The sequence below is a fragment of the Acidiplasma sp. MBA-1 genome, from assembly GCF_000949015.1.
Classification (GTDB): domain Archaea; phylum Thermoplasmatota; class Thermoplasmata; order Thermoplasmatales; family Thermoplasmataceae; genus Acidiplasma; species Acidiplasma aeolicum.
Window position 1 is genome coordinate 395,989 of the sequence record NZ_JYHS01000002.1, and the last position, 13,377, is coordinate 409,365.

General features: G+C 37.5%; 8 protein-coding genes, 1 tRNA gene and 1 rRNA gene. 2 read left to right on the forward strand and 8 right to left on the reverse strand.

From position 1 onward, the window contains the following. Positions 1 to 17: 17 nt before the first annotated feature. From rpoA2 to TZ01_RS05285, 5 genes are all read right to left on the reverse strand, one after another. Positions 18 to 1,541 carry a DNA-directed RNA polymerase subunit A'' gene (rpoA2, locus tag TZ01_RS05265; RefSeq protein ID WP_048101733.1) on the reverse strand — a complete coding sequence of 508 codons (1,524 nt, stop codon included), beginning with the start codon at positions 1,539 to 1,541 and terminating at the stop codon, positions 18 to 20. Continuing rightward, positions 1,538 to 4,201: a DNA-directed RNA polymerase subunit A' gene (gene rpoA1, locus TZ01_RS05270; protein WP_048101734.1), complete on the reverse strand. Its 2,664-nt coding sequence runs from the start codon at positions 4,199 to 4,201 to the stop codon at positions 1,538 to 1,540. The genes rpoA2 and rpoA1 overlap by 4 nt, the downstream gene beginning before the upstream one ends. Further along, on the reverse strand, positions 4,198 to 7,788 hold the full coding sequence (locus tag TZ01_RS05275) for a DNA-directed RNA polymerase subunit B (RefSeq protein ID WP_048101735.1): 3,591 nt from the start codon (positions 7,786 to 7,788) through the stop codon (positions 4,198 to 4,200). The genes rpoA1 and TZ01_RS05275 overlap by 4 nt, the downstream gene beginning before the upstream one ends. Then, complete coding sequence (locus TZ01_RS05280) at positions 7,789 to 8,049, reverse strand: DNA-directed RNA polymerase subunit H (RefSeq protein ID WP_048101849.1); 261 nt, start codon at positions 8,047 to 8,049, stop codon at positions 7,789 to 7,791. 12 nt (positions 8,050 to 8,061) lie between these two features. Then, positions 8,062 to 8,135: transfer RNA gene (locus TZ01_RS05285), tRNA-Lys, on the reverse strand. 321 nt (positions 8,136 to 8,456) lie between these two features. Here TZ01_RS05285 and mtnA point away from each other — a divergent pair. Continuing rightward, positions 8,457 to 9,473, forward strand: a complete 1,017-nt coding sequence (gene mtnA, locus TZ01_RS05290; RefSeq protein ID WP_048101736.1) for an S-methyl-5-thioribose-1-phosphate isomerase — start codon at positions 8,457 to 8,459, stop codon at positions 9,471 to 9,473. Here mtnA and TZ01_RS05295 read toward each other — a convergent pair. Together TZ01_RS05295 and rrf are read right to left on the reverse strand one after the other, a co-directional pair. Further along, complete coding sequence (locus TZ01_RS05295) at positions 9,449 to 10,741, reverse strand: tryptophan--tRNA ligase (RefSeq protein ID WP_048101737.1); 1,293 nt, start codon at positions 10,739 to 10,741, stop codon at positions 9,449 to 9,451. The genes mtnA and TZ01_RS05295 overlap by 25 nt on opposite strands. A 44-nt stretch (positions 10,742 to 10,785) precedes the next feature. Then, positions 10,786 to 10,906: ribosomal RNA gene (gene rrf / locus TZ01_RS05300) — 5S ribosomal RNA — on the reverse strand. Positions 10,907 to 11,018: 112 nt separating this feature from the next. Between rrf and TZ01_RS05305 the strand changes: the two genes are divergently transcribed. Continuing rightward, positions 11,019 to 12,347 carry an MFS transporter gene (locus tag TZ01_RS05305; RefSeq protein ID WP_052656774.1) on the forward strand — a complete coding sequence of 443 codons (1,329 nt, stop codon included), beginning with the start codon at positions 11,019 to 11,021 and terminating at the stop codon, positions 12,345 to 12,347. Positions 12,348 to 12,402: 55 nt separating this feature from the next. Here the strand turns inward: TZ01_RS05305 and TZ01_RS05310 are convergent, their stop codons facing one another. After that, positions 12,403 to 13,347: a deoxyhypusine synthase gene (locus TZ01_RS05310; RefSeq protein ID WP_048101738.1), complete on the reverse strand. Its 945-nt coding sequence runs from the start codon at positions 13,345 to 13,347 to the stop codon at positions 12,403 to 12,405. Positions 13,348 to 13,377 lie beyond the last annotated feature (30 nt).

Consider the following 13,377-nt stretch of genomic DNA (forward strand, 5'->3'; position numbering starts at 1 on the left):
ATAAATTACCCTACCATTTATTTTTTCTGCCCCTTATAGACAAGATCTATTGCACCGGTACCAAGTGTTATGGGCTGTCCAACAATAATGTTTTCCGCCACACCACTTAATGGGTCAATTTCTCCAAGAAGGCCCGCCTTAAGCAGATGCTTTGATGTAATTTCAAATGCGGCCCTGGCAAGTACACTGCTTTTTCTTCCAGATATTCCCTGCCTTCCAACTGCCCTTACAGCACCTGAGAAGGTCATCATATCAGATACAAGCATTAAATGCCGTTTATCCACGTCAAGTCCCTGCTCGCTTAATGTGTTTTCAGCCTCATGGTATATTGCATTCCTTGCAGCCTCTATTCCAAGAACGTTTTCTATCTCTATTATATCATTTGTATATGTCCTTGTTGGATCAACGCCTTCTATATTTAATACATCCTTTAGATTGGAACCCTGCGTGTATAATATCCACTCATTGCTGGAATTATCGTATCTTGCTATTGCCCTCTTTATTTTTGGCACGCCCTTTATCGGTGTAACCTTTAACTGCTCCTGTAGCTGGTATAACCTCTTAAATGATTCCTGCTGTAATTTTATTAAAATTCTCTCATTATCTACCTGATTGTATATTATCCCCTTTATCTTATCAAGGGCGTTAATTACATCAGAAATATTTACAAGCCTGTCCTTACTTTTATATGCATCAAGTTTAATTGTAAGGGACATGTCTCCAACATCTGTAATAATATCCGCAACATCGATTATGGCTGTATTTTCAAGATTTTTTATGAGCTGCTTTACCTTCTCACCATCATTTTTGTATTCCTTGGTAAGATAAATTGTCATTGACGGTGTGCTTGGTATCCTTCTTGCATCGACTATTTCGATTAATCTTGGAAGGCCGAGGGTAACGTTCATTTCCACCACACCTGCAAAGTGGAATGTCCTCATAGTCATCTGTGTTCCGGGTTCACCTATGCTCTGGGCTGCGATAATGCCAACAGCCTCATATGGGTCGACCTCACGTTTTTCTATTTCCAAATTAACCCTTTTTAATAGTTTTTCATACTTATCTGGTGGTAGTTCCTTTTTATACTTTGCCAGCTTATCAACAACAGATAATGGAAAGTTATATCCACGTGCCTTAAAATCCGCAATAACATCCTCATCCTTCTCTGGAATCTTATATTCAGATTTTTCCTTATATTCAACTGTAAATTCCTCCCCTACTGCAAATGAATCAATCTCTGATTTGTTATCATTAAGTTTAAAATCTGAAATTGGTTTTTTATCTATCTTTTTAATTGAATCAATTTTTATAACAGTAACAGATGCGGGCTTCTTTTTGAATAATAAATCCTTATCTGTGTTTTCATCATACTTTTTTATCTCAGAAATTGATGTTTCATACTCAAAATTCTTTTTATCTGTGGTTATGTATCCCTTTGTTATATCTGCGGGTATATCAAAATCTATGGCATAATAACATGGAGCCTTTTTTTCTATATCTGAAATATTCTTTTTTGTATCCTTCCATAGAATTACATTCATTGTTCATCACCCAGCTCATCGTATGCTATATAATCAATATCAATGGTTTTGCCCTCATCACTGCGTGTTGGATCTATGCCATCCTCACCGTACTTAAACTGTACTATTGACCCAACAGTATCCTCAACCCTTCTTTCTGGATCTACCTTAAGATCTTCAAATGCATTAATTAATCTTCTCTGCATATATCCACTCCTTGAAGTACGTACGGCGATATCCACCAGGCCTTCCCTTCCTCCTATACTGTGGAAGAAATACTCTGTGGGACTCAACCCTGCCCTGTAGGATGATTTAATAAATCCTCTGGCATAGGCACCAAGATCATTCTCCTTGAAGTGCGGCAGGGTTCTGTTTGCATAACCTCTATTAAGCCTTCCACCTCTAACTGATTGCTGGCCAACCATACCCGCAACCTCTGCAATGTTCAGCATTTTTGCCCTGGCACCTGATCTTGCCATAATAACTGATGGGTCATTTAGACCAAGGTACGATGATGCTATTTTACCTGATTCATCCCTTACTGAACCAGTTTCACCAAGTATTTCAACCTCAAGCGTATCCTCAATTGATCTTCCAGGCATTGGCTGTAATTGTCCTGCCCTGAAAGCCTCAACTAGCTTGTCTATCTTTTCTATGGTCTCGTTTGATATTTCCTCTATCCTTGCAATTGCATCTGCAGGTATATCATAATCCTTAATTCCGGTTGAGAATCCATTAAAACTCAGGAACCCAACGGCAAGGCGTGTTACATTATCAACAAATTTGGCGGCAGCGTCAGGTCCAAACTTTCTAAATATTCTATCTACAATTACACCGGAGAATGGGCCAACAGCCTCATCATCTATTGTACCATGTATTAATTTTCCGTTGGTTATGACAACGTATGTATCCTCAGGGTCATTTTCATACTCGCATTTATCCTTGGAACCGGCACAGAGATGGCTCTTAAATTTCATATTTATGCCCTCTGGCAGTATAAGTGAGAAAATATCCCTGCCGTGATAATATTTTTTGCCATCCTTTATAACAGGATCAGGCATTTTATCTATATTTAAGTAGGATGTTATGTGTATAAATTCCTCCTCTGAGAATAATGGGTTATTATGTGTTAGGAGGAAAAGGGCTGTTATATGATCGTGTATTGCCCCTATAATTGGCCCTCCAAATCTTGGGGATAAAATCTGTTCCTGAACCTTCATTATTATTCTTGCCTCTGCCCTGGCCTCCTCACTTTGAATAACATGAAGGTTCATCTCATCCCCGTCAAAATCTGCGTTGTAAGGTGTGCAAACAGCAAGATTAAATCTAAATGTCATTCCAGGAAGTACCCTCACTGTATGGGCCATCATTGACATTCTGTGAAGTGATGGCTGCCTGTTAAACAGGACTATATCGCCCTCGGTCATCTGGCGTTCCACTGTCCATCCTATGTCGGCCCTCTCACTGTTGATTTCAGCATTCTGATCTGTAATCTTTATTCTGCGCCCATCTGGCCTGATAAGATAATTGACTCCGGCAATGTACTTGCCGTCAGGCGTTCTTGGTGATGTCCCCCTTTTTATCCATTCCTTCATTTTGTCTATATTGAATGAGTTTATTATTACAGGAACAGTAAGCTCCCTTGCAGCTATTTCAGGTATTCCAACCTCATTAATTGATAGGAATGGCTCAGGTGATATAACAGTTCTTGACGAAAAGTTTACCCTTTTACCTGATAGATTTGCCCTGAATCTACCCTCCTTACCCTTTAATCTCTGAACAAGGGTTTTTAATGCCCTGCCAGATCTGTGCCTTGCAGGTGGTATTCCGGCAGTCTGATTGTCAAAATATGTTGTTATATGGTACTGAAGAAGGTCCCACAGATCCTCTATAATCAGCTGTGGTGATCCATTATCCCTGCTTTCCCTAAGCCGCTGGGATATTCTTATTATATCAACAAGCTTATGTGTAAGATCATCCTCACTTCTCTCTCCTGTTTCCAATGTTATTGATGGCCTTACATCAATTGGTGGAACCGGTAATACTGTTAAAACCATCCATTCCGGCCTTGCTGCATCCTTATTTAGACCGTAAAATATAAGGTCATCATCAGGTATTTTTTCAAGCCTTTCCCTTATTTCCTTGGGTGTTATTTTTATTCCACCCTCCCTGAATGTTGTTGGCTTATCCAGTATTACCTTTGGGCTGTCGGCCCCGCAGTGTGGGCATTTTACCCTCTGTGCTGCAACGTCAAGGATCTTCTTTAATGTTAGATCTATAATTTCAGGGTCCTCTGTTTCATAATTTATTGCACTTAACTGCTTTTTATATGTTTCTATTTCCTCATCTGTTAATTTAATTCTCCCACATGATTTGCATGCAGAATCAAGCATGTTTTTAATTTCCTTGACAAAGCCTATATGCACAACAGGCATGGCAAGTTCGATATGCCCGAAATGGCCCGGACATTCATCTACCCTGCCACCGCATGTGGCACATTTAAGTCCTGGTTCAATAACACCCATGTGAAGATCCATTAACCCTTTTTCTATTGGGTAACCATCATCATCGTAGGTATCTGGTGTAATAACCCTAACCTGGGACATTTTTCTAATCTCCTCAGGTGAAAGTAATGCAAATTTTATTTTTTCAATTCTTTTAGAAACATTATTAAAACTCATTTCATATCACCCAGTTCAAGCCTCATGACAATTCCCATGGAGCTTAATTCATCTCTCATTAATTTAAATGCATAACTGGTCTCTATTGGATATATATTTCCTGTATTACCGCATACAGGGCATCTTAATGTACCCTTTCTGAAATCATATATTGCTATATGGCCGCATGAGGGGTTGCCGCAAACATAAAGTATTGTTCCATCACTCTGGTCCAGCAGCCTATCCTTTATAACCATTGATGCACCGTGGGCAATTAATGTATCCCTTTCCATCTCACCAAATCTGAGACCTCCCTGTCTTGATCTGCCCTCTGTGGGCTGTCTTGTTAATATCTGTATTGGCCCTCTGGATCTGGCATGGAATTTGCTTGCCACCATGTGATGAAGCTTCTGATAATAAATAACCCCTATGAATATATCAACCTTAAATTTTCTGCCAGTTATACCATCATACATTACCTCATTACCTGATTCCCTGAAACCGTATCTTTTAAGTTCCTCTCTTAGACTCTTTTCAGGCTGGCCATCGAATATTGTTGAATCTATATTCTCTCCACTCATGGTTGCAACCTTTGCGCCCATCATCTCAAGCACATGTCCAAGGGTCATTCTTGAAGGCACTGAATGAGGATTAAATAATAAATCCGGGATTATGCCATCCTCGGTAAATGGCATATCCTCCTGAGGAACAACATGGCCGATTACACCCTTCTGTCCATGCCTTGAGGCAAATTTATCTCCTGGCTGAGGTATCCTGTCGCTCCTGACCTTCACCTTAACTATCTTGCTGTTGCTTTCTGAAACCGTAAGGAATACATTGTCAACATAACCTGACTCATTTGGTCTTACCGTAACAGAGGATTCCCTCCTCCTTAAAGGCCCAAGCTTGTCGGCATTTTCCTCCTCTAGAAATCTAGGTGGTGATGTTTTTCCAACAAGAACATCGGAACCTTCAACCCTGGATTCTGGCTCTATTATACCATCCTCATCCAGATTTTTATAAAATTCTTCTGCCCTGGCGCCTATTACATCATGACTTGGTATCTCAAATTTATCCTCCTGGCCTCCTGGATACCTCTTTTCCTCTGCCGTGTATGTTCTAAAGAATGCACTTCTTCCGAGGCCCCTTTCTATTGATGCCTTATTCATTATTATGGCATCCTGCATGTTATAACCATGATATGATAATATTGCGACAACAAAATTCTGGCCTGCAGGCTTTCTGTAATATTTTATAAAGTCCATAACCTTTGTTGTTACCAGTGGTACCTGTGGGTAGTGCAACAGGTGACCTCTCGTATCTGTTCTTATCCTGTAATTTGCGGCGGGAAGTCCTATGGATTGCTTAATCATTGCAGAGGCTATTGTAATTCTTGGAGATGAATTATGCTCAGGATATGGTATTAAGGATGCAACAACACCAAGGATCATTGATGCGTCAATTTCACAGTGTGTATGATCCTTTTCAAGAAGGTTTGTGCCCTTAAACCTTGCATGACATTTATCGCATTCAAGAACAACATTATCCTCGCCAGGATTTACCCATGTTACTGAATTTCTATACAGAACCTCGCCACAGTTTGGACATTTTTCCGGGAAGCTAAATGGATAAACTGCAATGTATGCATTTTCCTCCTCCTCTGCATCAAGCCATTCAATAGCCCCAAGCTTTACCAGATCATTGACTGTATAGTCACCCATCCTTAATTTTTCAAGCATGTCCTCGTTAAGGACTGTTTTGCCATCCTTAACCACAAGCAGTGGCCTTCTTAATCTTCCACGATCGCAGTTTATAATAACCTCGTTTGTATTTCTATCATATTTTACATTAACCTCATTGGATATCTTTCCGGATCTCCTTAAATTCCTTATTGTTTCTGTTAATGTTGCAGGGTCGTCATGATAACCTATAAAGTCTCCGTTTAAATATACCCTGCCTGAGAATTCCTCCTGTGTTATTTCATAAATATCCATATTTTTCAGTTCATTATAAACTATATCAGGATCAATACCCTGGGTTACATTGATTATTAATGAGGCATTTTTAACCAGTCCACAATTCTGGCCCTCGGGTGTTTCATTGGGGCATATTCTTCCCCACTGTGTTGGATGCAAATCCCTAGCCTCAAAATGCGGCTGTGATCTGGTTAATGGTGATATAATTCTTCTAAGGTGACTTAATGTGGCCATATTGGATGTTCTATCAAGAAGCTGTGAAACACCAGTTCTACCGCCTATCCAGTTTCCTGTGGCCATTGAATGAAGGATTTTTTGTGTTAATAGATCCTGCCTAACAGCAGGTCTAAGCCTTATTCCCCTCTTTTTATTATAGGTTTTTTCAAGCTGATATTTTAGATCCTTCATTACAGATTGAAATGCATTTCTAAAAAGCTCATCAAGAAGGTCACCGGATAATTTTATCCTTTTATTTGCATAATGATCCTTATCATCAACATTTCTTATACCAAGATTTAATTCCAAAAGTGATCTTGCCATTCTTCCAAGGTATATGCCCTTTTTAAGCCTGTCTGAAACATCTCCACCAAGATGTGGCAATAGCGCACGGTCAAGCATCTGTACGATTTTTTTATCCCTGAATTCCTTGGCCTGGCCCGCTGCAAATCTTTTTTCCAGGTATGATATGGCATCATCCTTTGTATTGACACCATTTGGTGGTAATATTTTTGGATTCTTTGCATCTTCTATGTTTGCATAAATTAAAGGATCCATTCTTATATCAGAATATATGGCATTGTGTATATCAACATCCTTCTCTATTCCAAGAGCCTTCATTAAAATAACAAGTGGAACGCTGCCTGCAACTGTGGGTATTGATACATTAATAATTCCATCATTGCCCTTTTCCATTGATATTAATGCCCTGAATCCGCCTTTCTGTGAGAAAACCTTGGCAACCTCAACCTTGGAATCGTATTTCTCCTCATATTCAACAAGTATCTTATTAGGTGCAAGATCCTCAAGTGAGACAATGACCTTTTCTGTTCCCTTTATAATGAAATATCCCCCGGGGTCTGTTGGGTCCTCATCAACATATTTTAATTTCTCCTCCCTTGTTCCGTCAATAGGGCCGTTATTTTTTTCTATATATAAATCAAGATTTTGATCGGACAGCGTGCATATTTTTGATCTTACCATGACTGGTATTTCACCAATTTTTATTGTGCTTGTATCCTTTTCAACTCCATCTTCGACAACCTTTAACCGGAGTATAATAGGGGCCATATAATTTAGGTCCCTTAATCTTGCCTCCTGCGGTGTTATTTGATTTGATGCACCTGAGGCCTCCTTAATTTCAGGTTTATCAACCCATATTGTTGGGTCACCCACAGGTTTTCCATTCTCATCCCTTTCCCTGCCAAAATAGATTTTAATTTCACGGCCATGGGTTTTTGCTGTGTCAAGTTCTATAACACCTGGTGTGGCATCATCAGATATTTTTGTCTCATCAACAATCTGCTGCATTATATTATCCGGGTTTGTTTTTGATGCATAAAAATAATTCATGGAGTCTATCTGATAGTTTACAACACTTTCCGATTTAAAAAAAGCATCCAAAATTGGGTTCATTTATATCACACTCTTTACAATTACTCTATAATATTCATAGTAGCCTGCAGTCGGACTCTTCCGTATAATTTTAATTATTCTCCCAGGCTCTAACTTTCCATGAATCTCCTCCAGTGCTTTAACTGCAGGGTCATTAATGCTTATCCTTGGGAGGTTTTCCTTTGTAACATTCAGCATTTTTAAAACTTTATCTTCCTCTTCAACAGGCACCAAATGGTGTTCAGGCACTATCTCGTGCTCAAGCACATTAAACTTACTCATTTTATCACCAAACGGGTCCGAGGGGGTTTGAACCCCTGACCGCCTGGTTAAAAGCCAGACGCTCTACCTAGCTGAGCTACGGACCCATACAAAGTAGCTCGCTATAATATATTATTTATGGATATAACTTTTTGTGTATTTAACCATATCACGAAATAGTATTTTAAATTTTTACTTTTTTATGTTGATTTTTCACCGGTTATCTATTATTTTTAATTTTAATACACTTATTTATTACACCAATGAATATTATAGATATTTTATCATATTAGTATTCTGAAAATTTGTTGGTCAATCCAGGTTTTAATTTTTTAGATAATAACCTAAATAAAATTGATAAACCAGATTATTTTGCAATAAATTAAGATAATGGGCAAATTTAATATTTGATTTGATATTATCTAAACATGAAAGTTAATATTGATGGTGAAACAAAAACACTGCTTGCTGTTTGGTATGAAAATGGAGAGGTAAAGCTGATAGACCAAAGATTGATACCAGATAAAATTGAAATTTTTACCGCTAAAAATAGTGATGATATATATTATGCAATTAAAAACATGGTGGTTAGGGGTGCCCCCGCAATTGGCGTAACAGCCGCATATGGTCTTGCCATGGCCAGTAAGAATAAGGAAAATATGGATGAGGCTGTTAAGCGCATTGCATCATCTAGGCCGACAGCATATGATCTCTTTAAGGCTATTGATTATATGAAAAATAATAAATTTGCAGAATCGGCAGCAAGGAGGTATGCAATGGAAATTACAGCCAGATCAAAAAAAATAGGGGAATACGGCAATGAATTAATAAAGTCTGGTGATAAGATACTAACACACTGCAATGCTGGAGCTTTGGCTGTGGTTGACTGGGGTACTGCACTGGCACCGATGAGAATTGCACACGATAGCGGCAAAAATATTTTTGTTTACGTTGACGAGACCAGGCCCAGATTGCAGGGGGCCAGGCTTACTGCATGGGAACTTCAGCAGGAGGGAATAGAACATTCAATCATAGCAGACAATGCGGCCGGATATTTCATGAAAAATAAGGATGTAAATCTTGTAATAGTTGGGGCCGATAGAATAGCGGCCAATGGTGACTTTGCAAATAAAATAGGCACATATGAAAAGGCAGTACTGGCAAGGGTAAACAACATACCATTTTATGTTGCAGCACCCGGAAGCACATTTGATTTTTCAATCAAATCAGGTGATGAAATACCAATAGAAGAGCGTGATGAAAATGAGGTTCTAATTGTAAATGATAAGCATTTAGGCCCGGCAGAAAGCCATGCAAGAAATCCTGCATTCGATGTTACCCCACATGAATATGTAACCGCCTTTATAACTGAATATGGTTTATTTAAACCAGAGGAGCTAAAGAATCTCTATTCCATGATTCAAAGGGATTTATTCATGAGATAATCATTAATCTTTGTCATGGATTCATCCCTTTTTTCTTTTAAATCTTTTAAGAATTTTGATATATTTTCAGCAGCCTCGGCCTTGCATGAGCCACACATTCTTGCACCACCCTTGCACTCATCGTACACCCTTGTAACATATTCATTATCAGGATTATGGTAGGCATAAAGTTCAAAGACCGGGCATATATCTGGATTGCCGCCAAACTGTTTCTGTTCCTCAATAGTTTTTTTTCCGCCGGTAACCGCATTTTTTATTTTCCTTTCAGCCTCCTTTGGATCATCATTGAGTGATATCAATGAATCTGGTACAGATGAGGACATTTTTCCGCCCTTTAGACCAGTTTCAAGCTTCTGGAATGTTGCAGATGGCCCTATAAATGTCATATCATTAAAGTCCTTTTCAAGGTTTGCCAGAATGATATCGATTTTAATATCATCCTCTGGGACTGAATTTGATATTTTTATTGATCTGTATTCATAATTAATTTCGGTTTTGTATAAATTCTTTGAAAGGATTTCAACAGCCCTATCAATAAACTCATGCGGGTCATTTTTTCCCCTGATATATACTGATATTCCAGTATTTTCCTTCTTTACATTGTATATTCTGTACCGCTGGGCAAGATCGCGCATTAATCTTATATGAGGGTCCTGATCAACTCCGACAGGAACAATTGTTGGAGCAGGGCCACCGTATTTTCCTAACTGCACATGAAGTACGTCTGATGCCTGTATTATTGGGGCATTTACATGTAAAATGGATGATGAATCCTCCAGGCCATATATTGCCTTCAGTTCAGACATGTTTGTTTCGTTTGATAAAACATATGCAGTTTTCTGCATATCAAAATTTTCTGATTGAAAGTATATATTGCAGGGTTTTAATCCCATGGATATGTAATTAACAATATAATTATTTATTGCAATATTTCTTGCCTTTTCAAATGATATGCCCCTTGTTGCATATGATTCAAGGTCAGCAACTGCTATTGTAACCCTGGCACCAAGGCTTTGAAAATACATCATCTGGTCTATGGTAATCTTATTCCCCAGATGCATTTCTCCAGATGGCATTAGCCCTGTAACGGCATTAAAAGGCATTTTATTCTTTATTGCAAACTCTATATAACTTATGGATCTCTGACCAAAGATTAATCTCCTTGTAAAAAGGTAATGATTAAAAAAATTATCTGTATTTTCTATTCCAAAATCCTTTTTTAATTTTTCATAATCAAAATATTGTTTTGAACTCCAAGGGTTAATCATAAAAGGTAATAATAAGAGGGTTAATTAATTTTGTTAAATATAAATAACGACAGCGAAACATAGTTCCCATCCCCTCGCGGAAGATAGTACAGTATGAAACACACCGGGCTTCACCGTCGGGTTCGGAAAGAGACCTGGTATTTCCCCGATGTTATGGCCGTCGTCTAATAGAAATTACATGCCGGTATATAATATTTTCGCGGTAATGGATGGACAATATTACTTATATATGAGTAATTACAAAAATTTTTATATATTTACCTGTAATTAACATTTAATGATGGCGTATAACACTATTGAGGACATACCACAAACCCCCATGTTAAAGAAAATAACAATTCTATCCTCCATGGGTATAATGATGGATGGATACACACTTACTGTATTCTCATATGCCCTTCTATATTTAATAAAGGTAATGGCATTAACAAGCTATGAGATTTCAATTATGGGTATTTCATCAATTCTGGGAGTTTTTGCTGGCAGCATTATTTTTGGTAAAATGGCAGACATTTATGGCAGGAGATATATTTATGTCTACGATTTAATAGCAGTTTCCATATTTATTTTTTTAACTGGATTTTCAACAAATTACGTAAACTTTTCAATTTTTCAATTTCTTGTGGGGTTGGGTATTGGTGCTGATTATCCAATAAGCTCATCAATACAGGCCGAATTTTCTCCAAAAAAGGTAAGGGGAAAATACCTTTTAATTAACATTTTTTCATTTTCAATTGGATCAATAATTTTTTTATTTGTCGCCGTTCCATTGGTGCTTTTTACTGGTGTAAATGCATGGAGATTTATGTATATAATCGGTGCAATATTCCCCATTTTGGTATTATATTCTAGGAAAAAAATGCCAGAGAGCCCATACTGGATACAGCACAAATTTGGTAAAAATGCTGGTGAGAGGGCAAGGCTTGAAATGGAAAAATATACAGGATACAGAATAAATAAAATCCCTGAACTTGAGGTTGGTGGTTCTAAAATCAGGGACGTTTTAAAGGGGAAATATCTTGTCTATTCCATTTTTATTTCAGTTGCATGGTTTTCCTATGACATTGTTAGCTATGGCATATGGACATATTCACCCCTGATATTTTCAACAGAGATCACATCCTATTATGCAGACCTTTATATAGTGTTTACAGGTATGGCAGAATCCATACCAGTATTTATAGGATTTTTAATAGCAATATACTATGTGGATAAAATAGGCAGAAAATCTCTCCTAATAATTGGATTTTTAGGATCGTTCATTGCACTTATTATATTCTTTTTCATGAATATATACATGGTTGTTGGGTTAATTATGACCTTCAGTGCATTTGGTATTGTACATTTCTTCCATAATCTGGGGCCAAGCCCAATGACATATGCATATCCTGTAGAGATTTTCCCAACACGTATAAGGGGAACAGCAATGGGCTTTGCAACATCTGTATCAAGACTTGGTTCCATACTTGCAGTTTTTTCATTTCCAATTATTGATGCATTGTATGGTTTAAAAACAATAGTAATATACTTCGCAGTATTCGAGTTAATAGGACTTATAATTACAATTAAATACGCACCCGAAACAAAAAATAAATCCCTTACGTAAAAATTTAAATAAATATCAGAACAAATGATAATAATTTATTAAAAATAAATTAAATTTACAGGAATGGCCCAAGAAGTATTGGCAATATAACTGTAGCGTCTCCATAAATATTTACAAATTTTGCATTTTCCTTAACCTTTTTCCAGGTTATTGCCTCCTCAAGTTTTGCACCAGATAATGACCCATCATACTCCTGGGCTGTTGTTACATAAACCGCCTCATCCAGACCATCCCTGAACTGGTTCCACCATATTGTATGGTGCTTTGATATGCCGCCACCTATCATTAATGCACCTGTTTTTTTTGCATCAAATATTATGTCAGATAATTTATGCTCATCCTCCAATAAATTTATTTTAAAGTCATGGTTCATTTCATAAAATGACCAGAGCTGTGAACCAACAGAACCATCAGTAATGCCGGGAACAAATATGGGTATATCATTTTTTGCCGCGTTGTACAATATTGAGTTGTCATCGTGCATTTTAAGCCCTATTTCCCTTATGAGTTCCCAGCCTGCCCATTCCTTCTTGACCTTATAAAGCTCCTCGAGTACTGGCATTACCTTTTTTTCTATAATTTCACCGTAACTTTCGTCCGGTACAAACACATTACCAAGCCTGTTGATTCTTAAATCCCTTAATAAGGTATCACCGAAATTGAATGTACCTGCATAATAATTTGTATATGTTCTGGCTATATCATGGTCTAGTGTACCGTTTGTTGTAATTATAACATCCACCAGTTTATTTTTTACAAGCTGATTTATAATACCTCTTGTTCCTGTTGATATAATATCTGCAGGAAAGGACAGAAATGTGGTTTCATCACTTGTAAATTCTTCTTTTAGTATTTCATACCCCTCATAAATTTTTTTGGAGGTAAATCCACCACTCTTGGCAAAAATATTAATTAATTCTCCAAGGGTTGTATTTTTATTAATATGCTCATCTTTAACCGGGTCTTTTAATAGCTCATCTCTGTTTATTTGATCTGCCATATAACAATATATAAAATAAATATAAAAATA

Excerpts from the sequence above, each read along its gene's own strand:
- rpoA2 (WP_048101733.1), bottom strand. The coding sequence starts at position 1,541 with ATGAATGTAATTCTATGGAAGGATACAAAAAAGAATATTTCAGATATA.
- rpoA1 (WP_048101734.1), bottom strand. The coding sequence starts at position 4,201 with ATGAGTTTTAATAATGTTTCTAAAAGAATTGAAAAAATAAAATTTGCA.
- TZ01_RS05275 (WP_048101735.1), bottom strand. The coding sequence starts at position 7,788 with ATGAACCCAATTTTGGATGCTTTTTTTAAATCGGAAAGTGTTGTAAAC.
- TZ01_RS05280 (WP_048101849.1), bottom strand. The coding sequence starts at position 8,049 with ATGAGTAAGTTTAATGTGCTTGAGCACGAGATAGTGCCTGAACACCAT.
- mtnA (WP_048101736.1), top strand. The coding sequence starts at position 8,457 with ATGAAAGTTAATATTGATGGTGAAACAAAAACACTGCTTGCTGTTTGG.
- TZ01_RS05295 (WP_048101737.1), bottom strand. The coding sequence starts at position 10,741 with ATGATTAACCCTTGGAGTTCAAAACAATATTTTGATTATGAAAAATTA.
- TZ01_RS05305 (WP_052656774.1), top strand. The coding sequence starts at position 11,019 with ATGATGGCGTATAACACTATTGAGGACATACCACAAACCCCCATGTTA.
- TZ01_RS05310 (WP_048101738.1), bottom strand. The coding sequence starts at position 13,347 with ATGGCAGATCAAATAAACAGAGATGAGCTATTAAAAGACCCGGTTAAA.